General features: G+C 64.1%; 16 protein-coding genes. 8 read left to right on the top strand and 8 right to left on the bottom strand.

Annotated elements, in window-relative coordinates; translation table 11 throughout:
- Positions 1 to 37: 37 nt before the first annotated feature.
- The 3 genes from ACNHGR_RS22865 to ACNHGR_RS22855 are packed head-to-tail and all read right to left on the bottom strand — an operon-like array spanning position 38 to position 1286.
- Positions 38 to 595, bottom strand: a complete 558-nt coding sequence (locus ACNHGR_RS22865; RefSeq protein WP_475289178.1) for an RNA polymerase sigma factor — start codon at positions 593 to 595, stop codon at positions 38 to 40.
- Positions 592 to 1029 (bottom strand): periplasmic heavy metal sensor, encoded by a 438-nt coding sequence (locus ACNHGR_RS22860; protein WP_475289176.1) that lies wholly within the window; start codon positions 1027 to 1029, stop codon positions 592 to 594. Before ACNHGR_RS22860 ends, ACNHGR_RS22865 begins: the two co-directional genes overlap by 4 nt.
- Positions 1026 to 1286, bottom strand: coding sequence for a hypothetical protein (locus tag ACNHGR_RS22855; RefSeq protein WP_475289175.1), 261 nt, complete (start codon positions 1284 to 1286; stop codon positions 1026 to 1028). The genes ACNHGR_RS22860 and ACNHGR_RS22855 overlap by 4 nt, the downstream gene beginning before the upstream one ends.
- A gap of 159 nt (positions 1287 to 1445) precedes the next feature.
- Here ACNHGR_RS22855 and copC point away from each other — a divergent pair, with 159 nt between their 5' ends.
- Both copC and copD read left to right on the top strand, forming a co-directional pair.
- Positions 1446 to 1820 (top strand): copper homeostasis periplasmic binding protein CopC, encoded by a 375-nt coding sequence (copC, locus tag ACNHGR_RS22850; protein WP_475289173.1) that lies wholly within the window; start codon positions 1446 to 1448, stop codon positions 1818 to 1820.
- A 6-nt stretch (positions 1821 to 1826) separates the two neighbouring features.
- On the top strand, positions 1827 to 2684 hold the full coding sequence (copD, locus tag ACNHGR_RS22845) for a copper homeostasis membrane protein CopD (protein WP_475289171.1): 858 nt from the start codon (positions 1827 to 1829) through the stop codon (positions 2682 to 2684).
- Between the two features lie 93 nt (positions 2685 to 2777).
- Here copD and ACNHGR_RS22840 read toward each other — a convergent pair whose 3' ends face one another.
- The 3 genes from ACNHGR_RS22840 to ACNHGR_RS22830 form a co-directional block, all read right to left on the bottom strand.
- Complete coding sequence (locus ACNHGR_RS22840) at positions 2778 to 3497, bottom strand: cupin domain-containing protein (protein WP_475289169.1); 720 nt, start codon at positions 3495 to 3497, stop codon at positions 2778 to 2780.
- A gap of 115 nt (positions 3498 to 3612) precedes the next feature.
- Positions 3613 to 6135: an ABC transporter permease gene (locus ACNHGR_RS22835; RefSeq protein ID WP_475289167.1), complete on the bottom strand. Its 2523-nt coding sequence runs from the start codon at positions 6133 to 6135 to the stop codon at positions 3613 to 3615.
- The gene (locus ACNHGR_RS22830; protein ID WP_475289165.1) at positions 6132 to 6833 is read right to left on the bottom strand and encodes an ABC transporter ATP-binding protein; all 702 of its coding nucleotides are present in this window, start codon (positions 6831 to 6833) and stop codon (positions 6132 to 6134) included. The genes ACNHGR_RS22835 and ACNHGR_RS22830 overlap by 4 nt, the downstream gene beginning before the upstream one ends.
- Between ACNHGR_RS22830 and ACNHGR_RS22825 the strand changes: the two genes are divergently transcribed.
- The 6 genes from ACNHGR_RS22825 to ACNHGR_RS22800 all read left to right on the top strand — a co-directional run bounded on the left by ACNHGR_RS22825 (position 6832) and on the right by ACNHGR_RS22800 (position 13984).
- A complete protein-coding gene (locus ACNHGR_RS22825; protein ID WP_475289163.1) occupies positions 6832 to 7554 on the top strand; it encodes an arylesterase in 723 nt (240 codons plus the stop codon). The two genes, ACNHGR_RS22830 and ACNHGR_RS22825, sit on opposite strands and share 2 nt — an antisense overlap.
- The gene (locus ACNHGR_RS22820) at positions 7551 to 8597 is read left to right on the top strand and encodes an oxidoreductase (RefSeq protein ID WP_475289162.1); all 1047 of its coding nucleotides are present in this window, start codon (positions 7551 to 7553) and stop codon (positions 8595 to 8597) included. The genes ACNHGR_RS22825 and ACNHGR_RS22820 overlap by 4 nt, the downstream gene beginning before the upstream one ends.
- A gap of 19 nt (positions 8598 to 8616) precedes the next feature.
- Positions 8617 to 10011 carry a carboxylesterase/lipase family protein gene (locus ACNHGR_RS22815; RefSeq protein ID WP_475289160.1) on the top strand — a complete coding sequence of 465 codons (1395 nt, stop codon included), beginning with the start codon at positions 8617 to 8619 and terminating at the stop codon, positions 10009 to 10011.
- A 413-nt stretch (positions 10012 to 10424) separates the two neighbouring features.
- Positions 10425 to 11618 carry an AAA family ATPase gene (locus tag ACNHGR_RS22810; protein WP_184274238.1) on the top strand — a complete coding sequence of 398 codons (1194 nt, stop codon included), beginning with the start codon at positions 10425 to 10427 and terminating at the stop codon, positions 11616 to 11618.
- On the top strand, positions 11615 to 12631 hold the full coding sequence (locus ACNHGR_RS22805) for a ParB/RepB/Spo0J family partition protein (RefSeq protein ID WP_184274236.1): 1017 nt from the start codon (positions 11615 to 11617) through the stop codon (positions 12629 to 12631). The genes ACNHGR_RS22810 and ACNHGR_RS22805 overlap by 4 nt, the downstream gene beginning before the upstream one ends.
- A 108-nt stretch (positions 12632 to 12739) precedes the next feature.
- Positions 12740 to 13984, top strand: a complete 1245-nt coding sequence (locus ACNHGR_RS22800; RefSeq protein WP_475289158.1) for a replication initiator protein A — start codon at positions 12740 to 12742, stop codon at positions 13982 to 13984.
- A 712-nt stretch (positions 13985 to 14696) separates the two neighbouring features.
- On the opposite strand, the gene ACNHGR_RS22795 is transcribed toward ACNHGR_RS22800, so the two are convergent.
- Positions 14697 to 15200, bottom strand: a complete 504-nt coding sequence (locus tag ACNHGR_RS22795; protein WP_475289156.1) for a hypothetical protein — start codon at positions 15198 to 15200, stop codon at positions 14697 to 14699.
- Positions 15185 to 15688, bottom strand: coding sequence for a hypothetical protein (locus tag ACNHGR_RS22790; RefSeq protein ID WP_475289154.1), 504 nt, complete (start codon positions 15686 to 15688; stop codon positions 15185 to 15187). Before ACNHGR_RS22790 ends, ACNHGR_RS22795 begins: the two co-directional genes overlap by 16 nt.
- Between the last annotated feature and the right edge of the window lie 161 nt (positions 15689 to 15849).

Genomic DNA, 15849 nt, shown 5'->3' with positions numbered 1-15849 from the left:
CCCTTCATACGCGGGCGAGGCGTTAATCCCTCAAATTTCAGGCCCTCAAAATTTCAGCCAGTTTTGCGCGGGCGCGATAGAGGCGGGTTTCGACCGCCTTTTCGGTGACGCCCAACACTTGCGCCGCTTCGGCCTGGCTCATCTGTTCGATCGTACGGAGCAGCAGCACGTCCTTCAGATTGGCCGGCAGCGCGGCGATGGCGGCGTTGATGCGCGCGACTTCCTGAGCCGAACGGGCGGCCTCCTCCGGCGTGGCGCCCGTGTCCGCGATGTCGAGCGCGTCGTCGATGGGCTTTGCGAAGGCGAAGAAGCGACGGACGGCGCGGCGACGGCCCCAATCGCGGCATTTGTTGAGCGTGATGCGCGCGATCCAGATGCGGAACGGACGCGATCCATCATAGCGGGCGAGCGCGGCGAAGGCGGCGACGAAGCTTTCCTGCGTGATGTCGAGCGCTTCGTCAGGATCGCCGACATGGCCGCGGGCCAGCCGGAACACGGCGTCGCGGTGCCGCTGCATCAGCGCGCCATAGGCGGCCTGATCCCCCGCCAGCGCGCGGGCGACCAGTGCGCGATCGTCGGGATCGGCGGTCGTCACCGGGCCGGCTGGGTCAGCGCCTTGACGATCGCAGCGTCGAATTGCGCCGCCTGATCGGGGCGGAGCACGCCGCGCATCGCGAAGATATGCTGGAGCGTTTCCTTTTGCAGCTGGCCCATCACATGATGCGATCGGTCGACCGCTTCCGCCACCTTCGGGCCATAGCCATGTTCGGCCTCGATCGCGGCGGCGAGGCGCTGATTATCGACGCGCATTTCCGCCTCCAGCGCGGCGCGGCGGCCGGCGAAGGCCGCCTCAAGTTCATGAATGCGCTGTTCCTGCGCGGTGTCGAGCGTCAGCCGCTGGTGCAGAAGGGCATGAACCTCGCTTTCGACACGCGGTGGCGGCGCGAGCCAGATGCGGGCGACCAACACGGCCGCAAGCGCAGCGGCAAAGGCCACCAGCGCGACCCATATATAACGCCGGCCGTTCATTGGCCGAGCAGGCGGGACGGCGCATAATCGGACATGCCGATCGGCATCGGCGCCGCTTGCGCCGGCGCGCCGGGCACGATGCTGCCGGCCCAGCCGATGCCGATCGCCAGCAGGCCGGCCAGCATCAAGCTGCGCCGGGCCATCGCCTGATCGCGGCGGCGGGCAAGGCCACCCATCACCGCCGCGTCCATATCCGCCAGGCGCGCGTCGGTCGGCATCGCCCGCACCGCGCCCAGCATCTGATCCAGATCGGTCATCATATTATCTCCATCCTTCCCCACGCATACGCGCGGGAAGCGCCGACCCCTCATATCGGCGCGGCGGAAAAAATTATGCGCATGGGCCGAGGGGACCGGCAAGTCCATGCGTAATTCCCCCTAACCACCCTGACTGAACATCCTGATGGAGATTGCCCGATGACCCGTTATTTCCTGAGCGCCGCCGCTGCCCTTGCGCTGGCCCTGCCTGGCGTGGCCGCTGCCCATAGCAAGCTGGTGTCGTCGAGCCCGGCCGCCAACGCGACCGTCGCCAAGCCGACCAAGCTGACGCTGACCTTTTCCGAAACCTTCCTGGCCCCGATGAGCGGCGCCGAACTGGTAATGACCGGCATGCCGGGCATGGCCGATCATCCCGCGATGCCGATCAAGGGCTTCAAGACCGACGTCAACGGCAAGACCATGACCCTGACCTTCCCCCGCGCCCTGCCCGCCGGCAGCTATGACATCAAGTGGCACATCGTCGGCGCCGACCAGCACAAGATGGAAGGCGGCTACAGCTTCAACGTGAAGTAAGTCACGATGAACGAGGGGGTACTGATCGGCGCGCGATGGGCGCTGATGATCGATCTGGCGCTGCTCATGGGCCTGCCGCTATTCTGGTGGGCCATGGGTATCGCCGGGCGGAAAGCCATGCTGGCGGTGCTGGCGCTGGGCGGCATGGCGCTGTCCGCGCTGTGGCTGCTGGCCAGCGCCGCCGCCATGACCGGCACGCCGATCAGCAGCCCCGACTGGACCAGCGCGCAGATATTGCTGACCATGACGCCGATCGGCCCGGTGCTGGCGGTGCGCGCGGTGGCCCTGCTGCTGGCGCTGGCCTGCCTGATCCTGCCGCAGGGCCTTCGGGTCGCACTGATCCCTGCGGCGGTCGCGGCGGCGACGCTGGCCTGGACCGGCCATGCCGGCGCGACCGAGGATATGGCCGGCACATTGCACCGGGCGGCCGATGTCGCGCATATCTGGGCGGCGGCCGGCTGGATCGGCGCGCTGGCGGTGCTGCTGCATGCGGTGGTGACGCTGCGCCATGATGTGCAGCGTGTGGCCGCCATGCTGAGCGGCTTTGCCCTGATGGGGACGCTGATCGTGGCGACCCTGATCCTCAGCGGCGCGATCAATCTGGTGATGATCGTGGGGCTGGCGCAGCTGCCGGCGCTGGCGAGCAGCCGTTATGGCCTGTTGCTAGGGACCAAGCTGGCGCTGTTCGGGCTGATGCTTGGGCTGGCGGCGATGAACCGCTGGCGGCTGACGCCCCTGTTGGAACGCGGCGAGACGCAGCGCGCCATTGCCCATTTGCGCCTGTCGCTGGGAATCGAAACCGGCGCTGCGGTGGCGATCATAGGGCTGGTCGCCTGGCTCGGTACGCTCGATCCGATGGCGTGAGCCGGGCATATCATATCGTCATTGCGAGCGAAGCGAAGCAATCCATCCTCATGTAAATGGATTGCTTCGCTTCGCTCGCAATGACGGATGAGGTCAGGCCGGCCGGTAGATGCAGTAGACTTTCTTTACATGCACCTGGCTGTCCCAGCTGCATTGCGCGCCCTGTTCGACCAGGAAGATATCGCCCTTGTGGAAGGTGCCTTCGTCCCCGGCTTCATCGACGAAGGTGACGCTGCCGTCGAGCAGGTACATGAGTTCGAAATGGCGATAGGCCATGGCGCGGCGATAATAGGGCGTCGAATCCCAGGTGCCGACCATATATTCGCCGTCGTCCGACTTGTAATCGCCATGGTTGCGGCATTGCGGCGTCGGGCCAACCAGCAGTTCGGCAAGCGGCGCGCCTGACGGTTCGAGCGGGGCGCCGGTGTCGACCGGGATGATCGCGCCATTGCCGGCCGGGCCGCCGCTGCGGCGCATGAAGATAAGGCGGGCTTCGGCATCGGCCGACCAGTCGAAGGACGCGCCATCGCGCAGCAGCACGCTTTCGCCTTCGGTCAGCGCGAAGACCTTGCCCGCCTGTTCGATGCGGACCGCACCGGATTCCACGATAATATACTCTTCGCCGGACAGGGCCGATACGCTGCCGCTGCCCTGCGGCAGAATGATGAGGCCGGCGCTGATCGGGCCATCGGCCAGCGGCAGGGCTGCGCGGGCGGAAAGGAAAGCGTCGCCGCTGGCCGGGGCGACGGTGGCGCCTGCGGCCCATTGGCGCAGGTCGATGAAGGAACGGGTGTGCGAAGCGGTGCTGGTCATGCCGGCCTTTTCCTGTGCTGGACGAAGGCGGCAGGATAAAAGGGGCTGCACAGCAGGAGGCACCGATCGCGGCAGGATATGCCGCGATCGGTGCCGTTTGCGGTGGCGGTGGCCGTTACAACTGCCGCAGGGCGCGGGCCGGGCGGATCGACATCAGCGGGATCGCGCCGGCAAGGCCGATGCCCAGCGTCAGCAATGCGCCGCCGCCCAATGTCGCCAGCACCACCGCCCAGTCGGGCTGCCACTGAAATTCGAAGATGCGCACGATGACGAACCACGCCGCCGTCAGGCCAAGGCCCAGCGCGACCAGCGCGAGCATGGCGGCAAGCAGGCCATATTCGATCGCCTGCCCGGCCAATATCTGCCAGCGGGTCGCGCCCAGCGTCTTCAAGATCACGCTATCATAGCTGCGGGCCGCACGGGACGCCGCGATCGCGCCGACCAGCACGGCGATGCCCGCCAGGATCGCGACCGAGGCAGCAGCCACGATGGCGCGCGACATTTGCGTCATGATGGTGCCGACCTGATCGATCACATCGCCCACGCCGATCACCGATACGCCAGGGAAGGCGGACAGGAGGGCGCGGGTCATGGCCGCGTCGTGGCGCGGGTCCATGGTAATGGTCGCGGTCAGGCTGTGCGGGGCGGCGGACAATGTGTTGGGGGAAAAGACGAGGATATAGTTGAAGCCCATCGTGTCCCAGTTGACCTTGCGCAGGGAAGCGATGCGCGCGGTGATTTCCCGGCCGAGGATGCTGACGGTCAGCGTATCGCCGACACCGATGCCCATGATCTTCGCCGCTTCCTCGTCCAGCGAGACGAGCGGCGGGCCGGCATAGGTGCGCGGCCACCATTGGCCGGCGGTCAGGTCGCTGCCCTGCGGCAGGATGTCGCTGTAGGTGACGCCGCGTTCGCCGCGCAGGAACCAGGCGCCTTCGGGCAGTTCCTTGAGGTCGGCGACGCGCTGGCTGCCATAGGCGACGATCGTGCCGCGCAGCGCGGGGACGATGTTGAGCTGCGCTTCGGGCGCCTGTTCCAGCGCGATGGCACGGAAGCGATCGCGCGATGTGGACGGGATATCGAGGACGAACTGATTGGGCGCCTTTTCCGGCACGACATTGCGGATTTCGCGGTCGAGGCTGGTCTGGATACCGGCCAGCGTCACGAACAAGGTGAGCGCAAGGCCCAGCGCCACGATCAGCGCAGCGGTCTGCGCGCCGGGACGGTGGAGATTGGCGAGCGCGAGGCGCAGCAGCGGGCGACGCGGGCGCGGGGCGAGCAGGGCCAAGCGACGGACCACCCAGCCAAGGCCGAGCAGGAGCAGCAGGACCGCCGCCGTCGCGCCCAGAACCGCGGCGGAGAAGAGCGGTTCGCGCGCGGTGAACAAGGCGAGCACAACCAGCAGCCCCCCTGCCCCGGCCATGGCGATCAGGCTGCGGCGATCAAGGCTGCCGCCTGTTTCCACCGCGCCGCGAAAGATGGCGGCGGCCGGCTGGGTCCGGGCGCGGCCGAGGGGCGGGAAAGTGAAGAGGAAGGCGATGAGCAGGCCATAAGCGGCGCTGGTGACCAGTGGCAGCGGATGAAGGCGGAAACCGGGGCTGACCGGCAGCACGTCACCCGCCAGCGCGACGATCAGCGGGGGCAGCAGCGCGCCGACGAGGAGGCCCGCGCCGATGCCGAGCAGGGCGACCGCGCCGACCTGCATCCGGTAGATGCGGCCGATATCGGCGGAGGTTGCGCCCATCACCTTCAGTGTCGCGATGCCGCCGCGCTTGCCGGCGAGATAGGAGGCAACGCCGTTGCTGACGCCGATGCCGGCGATGACGAGCGCGGCAAGGCCGATCAGCGACAGAAATTGCCCCATGCGTTCGATGAAGCGATTGGCGCCGGGTGCGGCGCGATCCTTGTCCTTGAAGGTCCAGCCGTCGCTGGCATGGGCCTTTTCCATGTCGGTGCGGACGGTTACGGCATCGAAGCCGGGGTTCAGGCGGATGCGATATTTGGCGGCATAGAGGCTGCCGGGCTGGATGAGGCCAGTGCGGCGCAGCCCGTCCATCGCGACGATCGCGACCGGGCCTAGGGTGAAGCCTTCGCCGAGGCGATCGGGTTCGTCGGTGATGATGCCGGCAATGGTGAAATCGGCGGTGCCATAGCGCAGCCGGTCGCCGGGGCGGACATCCAGCCGCTGCGCCAGCGCATCGCCGATGAGGATATGGTCGGGATCGAGCGGGCTGTAGGTGCCGTTTTTCAGCGCGACCGTGCCATAGAGCGGATAGGTGCCATCGACGCCCTTCAATTCGGTAAGGATGGCGGGCGGTGCGTCGACCCTGCCCTGCCTTGCCCTCTGCGCCATGGCGCGCAGGCGGATGGTTTCGCTGAGCGTTCCAAGTTGACGAAAGGCTTCCTTGTCGCCGAGGCGGGCTTCGCGCTGGGTCATGGCGATTTCTATGTCGCCGCCGAGCAGAGTGCGGCCCCGGTCGCTCAATTCCTGCGTGATGGCGGCGGTCAGGCTGCCGATCGCCGCCAGAGTCGCCACGCCCAGGAACAGGCAGAGGAACAGGAGGCGCAGGCCGCGAAAGCCCAGATGCAGGTCGCGCCGGGCGATGCGCCAGCAGGCGCGCCAATCCAATACTCTCATGCGGCGCGGTCCGAGACGATGAGGCCATCGCGCATTTCCACGATCCGGCCGCAGCGCTGCGCCAGCATGGGATCATGGGTGATGATGATAAGGGTCGCACCCGCCGCCGCCTGCCGTTCGAACAACAGGTCCATGATGGTAGCACCGGTGGTCGCATCCAGATTGCCGGTCGGTTCGTCGGCGAAGAGCAGGGTCGGGCGCGGCGCGACGGCGCGGGCGATGGCCACGCGCTGCTGCTCACCACCCGACAGTTGAGCTGGATAATGGTCGAGCCGGTGGCCGAGGCCCACGGCGCGCAATTCGTCGGCCGCGCGATCGAAGGCGTCGGCATGACCGGCCAGTTCCAGCGGCACGGCGACATTTTCATGCGCGGTCATGGTGGGCAGCAGGTGGAAGCTTTGCAGGATGATGCCGATGCGGCCACGGCGAGCCTGCGCCAATGCGTCTTCATCCAGCGCGCCGAAATCGACTCCGCCCACGCTGACGCTGCCACCGCTCGCCCGTTCGAGGCCCGACAGAACCGCCATAAGCGAGCTTTTGCCCGATCCCGACGCGCCCAATATGGCGAGGCTTTCGCCGCGCAGGATGGTGAGGTCCACACCCTTGAGGATCGCCACCGGCGCTTCGCGCGTTCCAAGCGAGAGGGTGACATCCTGCGCGCGGATCGCGATAGTGGCGGGATCGATGGGCAAATGCATGAAGAAGGAGCGCTCCTTGGCGGGCAGATGGGTGCAATATGGGGCGTTGGCGCTGTTTGTCCAACTGGCGGTGGCCTGTTCGGATAAAACACCTGCGCCGCCGCCAGCAGGCAATGATGCGCAGATGGTCAATCAGGTCGCGGCCGCTGTCCCGGCGGTCGACGAGCGGCTCGTCGTGGCGTTCGGCGACAGCCTCTATGCCGGCTATAATCTGGATCAGGACAAGGGGCTGGCGCCGGTGCTGGAAAAGGCACTGACGGCGCGCGGGATTAAGGCGCGGGTCGTCAATGCCGGGGTGTCGGGCGATACGACGGCGGCGGGACTGGCGCGGCTGGCCTTCACGCTGGACGGGTTGCCGCGCAAGCCCGACCTGATGCTGGTGGGGCTGGGCGGCAATGACATGCTGCGGGGCCTGTCCCCGGCCGAGACGCGCAGCAATCTGGACGCGATATTGGCGCAATTGCAGAAGCGCGACATTCCCGTGCTGCTGACAGGCATGCTGGCGTCGCCCAATATGGGGCCGGATTATGCCGCTGCCTTCAACCCCATCTATCCCGAACTGGCGCGCAAATATAAGGCTGGCCTTTATCCCTTCATGCTGGATGGGGTGATCGGCGAGCGGACGCTGCAACTGCCCGACGGCATCCACCCGAATGATAAAGGTGTGACGGTGATCGTCGGCAAGCTGGCGCCGGTGGTGGCCGGGGCATTGAAACCGTGAGTAAGCGTATCGGAGTCGGCCTGATCGGCTATGGCATGGCCGGGCGGGTCTTTCATGCGCCGCTGATCCGAGCGGCGGCGACGCTGGACCTGATGGCGATCGCGACCAGCCGGGCGGATGAGGTTGCGGCGCTCGATCCGGCGGTCCGCTGCATGGAAACGGCCGCCTTGCTGACCGATCCGGCGATCGATCTGGTCGTGGTTGCGACACCGAGTGCGACACATGCAGCGATTGCGGCGGAGGCATTGCGTGCGGGCAAGCATGTGGTGGTGGACAAGCCGTTTGCGCTGACGCTGGCGGAGGTCCGCGATCTGGAGCAACTGGCCCAGGCCAGCGACCGGCGACTGAGCGTGTTTCACAATCGGCGGTTCGACAGCGATTTCCTGAGCATCCGCGCCGCCATACAAGAGGGGCTGGTCGGGCGCGTCAGCCATTTCGAATCCCATTTCGATCGCTTCCGCCCGGAGGTCCGTGACCGCTGGCGCGAGGATGGGTCGGCGGGATCGGGCGTCTGGTTCGATCTGGGGCCGCATCTGGCCGATCAGGCGCTGGCGCTGTTCGGCCGGCCGCTGGCGGTGAGCGCGGACATCGTCGCGCTGCGACCCGGATCGGCGGCGGACGACTGGGCGCATGTCGTGCTACAGTATGACGGGATGCGCGCCGTGCTGCATGCCAGCCTCAATGCACCGGGCAGCGACATGGGCGGCAGCCCGCGCTTTGCCGTGCATGGCAGCAAGGGATCGATCATCAAGCGACGGCTCGATCCGCAGGAGGCGCAATTGATCGCCGGCCTGCGACCGGGCGATAGCGGATGGGGCGTGGATTCCGATCCGGTCGAATGGCATGACGGAACGGGCTGCGTGACGCTGCGTCCGGCGGTGACCGGATGCCAGGAGCAATATTATGAGAGGCTGGGCGCGGCCCTGCTGACCGACGGCGCCCTGCCGATTCCGCTTGAAGAAGCGGTCGCAGTGCAGGAAGCCATCGAAGCGGCGCTGCGATCAGCGCGGGAACAGCGGGTGGTGGCCTTGCCCCTGCCCTGACGAACAGGAGAGACGGGATATGCGCTTTCGCTTGGGCATGATGTTGTTGGCCACGGCGCTGTCCGGTTCCGCCGTACAGGCGCGCACCGAAACCGCCGACCCGGTCGTCACTATTGCAGACGGCGCGCTGCGCGGGGTGAGCGCGGATGGTATCACCGCTTTCAAGGGTATTCCCTTTGCCGCACCACCGGTGGGCGACCTGCGCTGGCGTGCGCCTCAACCCGCCCCGCGCTGGCAGGGGGTGCGGGATGCCAGCCGCTATGGCCATGACTGCATGCAACTGCCCTTCCCCAGCGATGCCGCGCCACTGGGCACCCCGCCGGCCGAAGACTGCCTCTATATGAATGTGTGGAAGCCGGCGGCGGCCAGGGCCAAGCTGCCGGTGATGGTGTGGATTTATGGCGGCGGCTTCGTGAATGGCGGATCGTCGCCGCCCACCTATGCCGGCACGGCTCTGGCGCGGCAGGGCATCATGGTCGTCAGCTTCAATTATCGGCTTGGTCGTTTCGGCACCTTCGCCCATCCCGCGCTGACAAAGGCGGATGCAGACAAGGGGATGCAGGCCAATTATGGCTATATGGACCAGATCGCGGCGCTGCGCTGGGTACAGGCGAATATCGCGGCCTTTGGCGGCGATCCTGCCAATGTCACGATCATCGGCGAAAGCGCGGGCGGCATGTCGGTCCACGCACTGCTGACATCGCCGATGGCGCAGGGGCTGTTCCGAAAGGCGGTGATCCAGTCGGGCGGACCGATGCCGATGGGAGACGCTACGCTGGAGGCCGCCGAAAAGACCGGCGCAGCGTTCGGCGAGAAAAAGGGCATTGCCGCCGATGATCCGCAGGCCGTCGCCAAATTGCGCGCGCTGCCGGCCGAGGCGGTTGTCGACGGCTTGAACCTGGCCGCGCTGTTCGCACCGGGGCCACGCACGCACAGCAGCCCGATCGCCGATGGCAAGGTCGCGGTCGACAGCATCGCCGCCTATCAGGCTGGCCGCTTTGCCAAGGTGTCGGTGATGATCGGCGCGACCAGCGACGATATTGGTGGCCCTGCCGGACCGATGGTGACGGGCGCCCGGTCCATGGCGCAGATGTTCGCGGGGCAAGCCGTGCCGACCTATTATTATCGCTTCTCCTATGTGGCGCAGGCGCTGCGCAACGCCGACACCAAGGGCGCGGGCCATGCGAGCGAAATTCCCTATTTCTTCGACACGGTCGGGATCAAATATGGCGCAGCGACGACGGCGGGCGACCAGGCGATCGGCCGGATCGCGAGCGGCTATCTGGTCAATTTCGTGAAGAAGGGCGATCCTGATGGGGTCGGCCTGCCCGTCTGGGGACGCTATGATCCGGCCCGGTCCACCATGTTGGACATCGGAGCGGAAGGCGGCGCGGCCATCATTCAGGACCGCTGATCGCGCCGAATTTCAGCGTGTTATCAAGACTCGCACGACGTGCTTTTGGAATCGTTCCAACGTGTTATCGATCCAAAACCGTCGTGCGATCGGTTTTGGCCGTATGATAGCGAATCGCTGGATTTGTGCGGTAAATCGCAGTTGGGCCGCACCACTAATCCGTCTAATCTCCTCATAAAAATCTCTAATGCGTGTTTGCCTCCAATATTGCGGGATGGTTAGAGGTTGAAGGGCTATCAGCTGGCGCCCATCCATTCCCTTGCGGCATCACCGTTCGGTTGTGCTTCAACATGGCGCAGTGCAGCAAGGAGGCGACTCCATGCGCATCCCCCAGTAGGTTTGACTTTGACGGCAAAATAGGCGCATTAAACGCCAACCAGTTTTACCGTCATGATTCGGCTATGAGGGGCGCCATGTCGTTTACCGTCAACACGCTGCGTAACGTCACCACCGCGTGCCAGCAAATGCGCGATCACATCAAGACGATCGTGTTCCGTCCCGATACGCGCAAAACGCTCGACATCACTTTCGGCCCGACCGTGGCCGCCGAACTGATCGGCCGGACACCCGAAGCGCTGGCGAAGGCGGAAGCCAAGGGGCGCCTGCCCCAGCCCAAGCAACTGCCCAATGGCCGGCGCTACTACACGCTGGAAGATCTCACCCAGATTCGTGAGGCGCTGGGCATTCATGTCGGCAAGCAGCCCGACGAGGATGCCGTCGTGCTGGCGGTGCAGAATTTCAAGGGCGGGGTTGGCAAGAGCACGATCACCAAGCATCTGGCGGACTATCTGGCACTGCATGGCTATCGCGTGCTGGTGATCGATTGCGATCCGCAGGCATCGACCACCACCATGTTCGACATCCAGCCCGAAACGCTGATCGACGATGAACAGACGCTGGGCACATTCCTGTCGCCGCGCAGCACCTTCAGCGATTTCGCCCAGACAATCCGCGACACGCCCTGGCCGACGATCAAGATCGTGCCGTCCAGCCTGGGGTTGCAGGATGCGGAATGGGATTTGACCTCCACCCTTCGCGAGGGCGGGCAGGCCGTGCGCGAAAGTTTGCAGGCGCTGCGCATCGGCATAGCCAGCGTGGCCAAGGATTTCGACGTGATCCTGCTCGACCCGCCGCCAGCCATGGGTTTCCTGGGCCTCAACGTGATGGCCGCCGCGACCGGCCTGCTGATCCCGGTGCCCGCGCGCCAGCTCGATTATCTGTCGACCATTCATTTCATGGATACGATCGCGGACAATATCGAAATTCTTGAGCAGAATGGCACGCCGGTCAATTACGGCTTCATTCGCGTGGTTTGTTCCACCTTCTCTCCCAGCAAGCCGGGTGAAAATGACATGTGGCGGATCATGCAGGCGACCTATGCGGGATTGCTGCTGGGGCAACCGATCCTGGCTTCCGAAGAAATCAAGAATGCGACCCAGGCGTTCCGGTCCATCTATGAATCCAAGCCGTCCGCGTCGCACCAGACCTATATGCGATGCCGCGACAATCTGGACGCGGTGTTCGGCGAGGTCGAGCAGCAGATCCGGCAGCAATGGGCATCGACCAGCCTGACCGGCGCTGACGCCGGCGTGAGCGTTGCGGCATGAGCCGGCGGTCGCTCATCAGCGAAGCGCTGGCTTCGGTTCCGGCCGAACCGGTTGTGGCACCCGATCCGGCAACAACGGAAGCGGCGCCGGGGCGCATCAACTTCACCAACAAGCGGCTGGAAGCCTTTGGCGAGGCGGCGCGGATCGTGAAGCGGCCGACCATCAGGCTCAAGCCGGCGGAATGTTCGATCTGGCCGGGCAATGCGCGCGACTATTCGTTGCTGGACGAACATAGGCTCCGTAGCCTGATCGATTCGATCCTGGCGGAAGGCGGCAACCGTATTCCGGCGGTGGTGCGGCGGACGCCCAATGGTCCCCTGCCCTATGAACTGGTCACGGGAACGCGGCGGCACTGGGCGATCAGCTGGCTCAACGCCAATCATTATCCCGATATCGACCTGATCGCGATCATCGAGGATCTGGATGACGAGGCAGCGTTCCGGCTGGCCGACATCGAAAATCGCGAGCGCGAGGATATTTCCGACCTAGAGCGCGGGCTTAATTACAAGGCAGCAGTCGATCGCTTCTATGGCGGCGTGCAGTTGCGCATGGCCGAGCGGTTGAAAATCTCCAAGTCGCAGCTGTCGCGCTATATTGCGCTGACGGACATTCCACCTTTCCTGGTCAGCGCCTTTCATTCGCCGATGGATTTGCAGGCGAAATATGGCGAGAAGCTGTTGCCGCTTCTACGCGATCCGGCGAGCCGGATGAAGCTGGAGGCGGCGGCCGACGAGATCGCATCGGAACAGAGTTTCCGCCGTTCGGGTGATGAACAGCCGATTGCCGGTGCCGAGGTGATGAGCCGGTTGCTCAAGGCGATGATCGCCAAGGGCCGGGTTCAAAAGGCGACTATTGCCGGCGGCAATGGCAAGCCGATCGGCGAGGTGGTGAAGGATCAGCAGAAGATTTTGACGCTGTCGCTAACCCCATCGGACCTGTCGACCGATGCCATATTGGACGCGTTGCGGCCGGTGATCGAGGCGGCGCGCATCCGCAGCGCAAAGCACCGCTGACCGGCATATTGCGGGAACGAAAAGCTGAAAATAGTGGAATATGCCTTATATTTCAGTTTGTTATGTGAAATTCCCCCCGGGGGGACAGCGGGAACGGGATGACGTACGGTGGGGAATGAGGGCGAACTTAAGACGGCGCTGAAAGAGCGCAAGGTCCAGTTCGAAATGTTCTTCACCCTGCCCGATTTCAGCGACATTTCGCTGCGCGACTATCAGGAGACGATGCAGCGGCCCTTCTTCAGCCTGTCGAAGCGCAAGCGGGTGAAGCCGATCGATTATGTCAGCCCGGACCGATCCGTTGCGGTCCATGTGTCAGCCAATCCGACCTATGGCATGGCGACGATCTGGGACGCGGATATCATGATCTATCTGGCGTCGCACCTCAACGAACTGCGCGAACGCGGCCTCAACGATCTGTCGCCCGTGATCCGGCTTCAGCCGGGCGACCTGTTGAAGCGTATCTGCTGGGGCACCAGCGGGCGCGCCTATGAGCGGTTGGTCAGCGCGCTCGACCGGCTCCAGGCCACGACGATCAAGACCAATATCCGCGCCAGCACCAAGAGCCGGGAAACGACCTTCTCCTGGATCGACAGCTATACGCATCTGGTCGATGAACGGACGCAGCGGTCGCTGGGCATGGAGATCACCCTTTCCAAATGGTTCTTTGACGGGGTGATGGACAAGCGCAATGTGCTGGCCATCTCTCCGCTTTATTTCGAAATCACCAGCGGCCTTGGCAAATGGCTTTACCGGGCATCGCGCAAACATGCGGGCGGGAACGGCGCGGAAGGCTTCGTCATCGGCTTCGAAACCCTGCATCAGAAAAGCGGGAGCGAGAGCAGCTATCCGGTGTTCAAGCGCAAGCTGCTGGATCTGGCTAAGCTGAACGAACTGCCGGACATCAGTCTGGAAGTCGTCAATCCCGATAGCACGAAGCCCAAGATGCGGATGGTGATGCGTCGCCACATGACCGAGCGCGCGCGCTCGGCACGGATGACTCCCCTCCCCTCCCCTCCAGTTTCATCGGTTGATGAGGGGCAGGAGATGATCGATCCACGGCAGGCCATGAAGCTGATCGCGCAGGCGGCAGGTGGTTTGCGCAGCGCCCATGCCGATCCACGCAAGCCCACCCCGGCCAAGGCAGCGAGCGGCCGGGCACGCGACATTTTGGATGCCGACGTCCAGGAGGCGATCCGCAGCGATTTTCCCGGGTGGGACTATGATGAACTGATCCGTCGTTTTGACGCCTTTCTCGGTGCCAATCCGCACGAGCTGCCGCGCAATTATTCCAAGCGCTTCTATGGCTTCGTCAAGGAGCATCACCGTCGCAACAAATATAAGCTGCGGCCCTGATCTGCCGTCCGGCGTGTTTTTGGAATCGCGTGATTTTGATCATGGTGGATCGATGCCAAGCAATTGATCGGCCGTCTGTTGGACATGACAGACTCTGTATCGCACAGGAAAAGCGCCACTTTGGCGTTGGACAGTGGCGTGGCATTCCAAGCCGACTGATGTCGACCGAACCACGCGCGACAAAATAGGCCTGATTCTGAAAACACGATGGAGTGCGGCATTGCGGAGCGGTCACGCCCCCTACCCACCTATCGTGCGACTCCATGGGCCATCATTTCCTAGACTTGCTTCATCCGTTGCGTTGGGTGCTGCCTGTCCAGGCGACTAGCTTCGCAGATCGACGTGTTTTCGGAAATATGATGAGGGGAGCCGCGATAGCGTTTCACAATCGATCTGGATGCTGCCAAAAATTTAGCCGGAAAGCCGCACGACGAAGTCAGCCGCTATGATTATGACGGTTACTTTGACCCCTGCCCCACCTCGACTCCATTTTCGCCGGGTGCCAACTGGTCGAGCCCCACAATGAGCGATGGCATTTCAGCCGGAGAAATGGCTGAGGCGTGGCTCATGCCGATTAGGAAAATAGAACAAAAGTGGAAATTGCCGCCAGGGCGGCTGCGAGCCTTGTACAGCGCCTCGGCGCCTCTGGCATATGAGGCCTAGGCAAAGGTCTAAAATGGCGCTCAGCGAGCTTCCGGCGGGGGTAAGATTTTCAGTCTTCTGACCAAAAATCAGCCATTTCCGGTTTATCAAGCGAATAGGCGGTGACGGCCGGCGTGGGCATTTTGCCGACCGGGATGGCGTAGCTGCGATAACTGGCCTGGCCGGAACGCTCCATCAGCAGGCCGGCTTCGGTCGCGATGGTCAGCAATTTGATCGCACCGGCGGAGGTGATGCCGAGACGATCGGAGACAAGCCGGCTCCCGATATGAGGATGGGCCATTGCCAACATTACCACCTCCTTAAGCCGACCCGGACGACGACGGGCCGCGATCTGGGTTGCCGCACGATCGGCGTAGCTGCGCAACCGCTGTTCCTGATCCAGATGATGCTGCGCGCCAAGAGTGATGGCTTGCAACCATAACGGTTCGAATGACACCGCGTCGGCCATCTTCCACGCCGCGCCGCTCCGCTGGAAGCCGAGGGCGACAAGGCCGCCGAAAGAGGCGTCCGACCGGCCGGGACCATGACGGTCACCGATCAGGAAACTGGCCACAGCATCGCCCCGACCGATGGGCGCGTGCGTCCACCAGGAGCGAGCCAGACGGGCACTGTGCAACAGGGGCGGGGAGGGGGGAGGGCCGCCGCTGCCCTTTGCCATGCCTCTACCCGCCGCCGCACCTCGATCAAGGGGAGCAGAGATGCCGCCCATGGAGTAGCCGCATTACCCGCATCTTCCACGCCGAGCCAGTCGAGAAGGCCGGCGCTATCCGTGCGCAAAGTGTCGAGCGTCACCGTAGTGCCGACCGCTCGTCGCCAATGGGTGAGGTCGAAATCGGCGCCACCGACTCTACCGCGACCATCGACCGTGAAAGCATCCGCATCGATCGTCGTCGCATCGACCCAGGCGAGGGACTGGCGTTCGGCGATGAAGCATCGTATCTTCCAAGGGCTGCGTACCGGGCTCAGGCGTCGTCGTTCTTCGATGCGCGCCAGCATCGACTGGGCGTCCGCATAGGCAGATAGCAACGTGTTATCATCCATGTCGATGCGTTCCGTGGTCGAATAAGCCGATGAAGCCCTACATCATGGTGTAAAATTAATCACCATATATCAATGATATCGATAATTTCATTAAACGATATATGGGTTAAGGATAGTCATCTGATATCCTGCTTTTGACAGGCCGCCAATCCCTCCATCTT

The sequence above is a fragment of the Sphingobium sp. RS1 genome (assembly GCF_056156825.1).
Note: the sequence above shows the minus strand (reverse complement) of the source record. Positions and strands in the feature narration are given on the sequence as shown.

Excerpts from the sequence above, each read along its gene's own strand:
- ACNHGR_RS22840 (WP_475289169.1), bottom strand. The coding sequence starts at position 3,497 with ATGACCAGCACCGCTTCGCACACCCGTTCCTTCATCGACCTGCGCCAA.
- copC (WP_475289173.1), top strand. The coding sequence starts at position 1,446 with ATGACCCGTTATTTCCTGAGCGCCGCCGCTGCCCTTGCGCTGGCCCTG.
- ACNHGR_RS22835 (WP_475289167.1), bottom strand. The coding sequence starts at position 6,135 with ATGAGAGTATTGGATTGGCGCGCCTGCTGGCGCATCGCCCGGCGCGAC.
- ACNHGR_RS22860 (WP_475289176.1), bottom strand. The coding sequence starts at position 1,029 with ATGAACGGCCGGCGTTATATATGGGTCGCGCTGGTGGCCTTTGCCGCT.
- ACNHGR_RS22825 (WP_475289163.1), top strand. The coding sequence starts at position 6,832 with ATGAAGAAGGAGCGCTCCTTGGCGGGCAGATGGGTGCAATATGGGGCG.
- ACNHGR_RS22810 (WP_184274238.1), top strand. The coding sequence starts at position 10,425 with ATGTCGTTTACCGTCAACACGCTGCGTAACGTCACCACCGCGTGCCAG.
- ACNHGR_RS22815 (WP_475289160.1), top strand. The coding sequence starts at position 8,617 with ATGCGCTTTCGCTTGGGCATGATGTTGTTGGCCACGGCGCTGTCCGGT.
- ACNHGR_RS22830 (WP_475289165.1), bottom strand. The coding sequence starts at position 6,833 with ATGCATTTGCCCATCGATCCCGCCACTATCGCGATCCGCGCGCAGGAT.
- ACNHGR_RS22805 (WP_184274236.1), top strand. The coding sequence starts at position 11,615 with ATGAGCCGGCGGTCGCTCATCAGCGAAGCGCTGGCTTCGGTTCCGGCC.
- copD (WP_475289171.1), top strand. The coding sequence starts at position 1,827 with ATGAACGAGGGGGTACTGATCGGCGCGCGATGGGCGCTGATGATCGAT.
- ACNHGR_RS22855 (WP_475289175.1), bottom strand. The coding sequence starts at position 1,286 with ATGACCGATCTGGATCAGATGCTGGGCGCGGTGCGGGCGATGCCGACC.
- ACNHGR_RS22790 (WP_475289154.1), bottom strand. The coding sequence starts at position 15,688 with ATGGATGATAACACGTTGCTATCTGCCTATGCGGACGCCCAGTCGATG.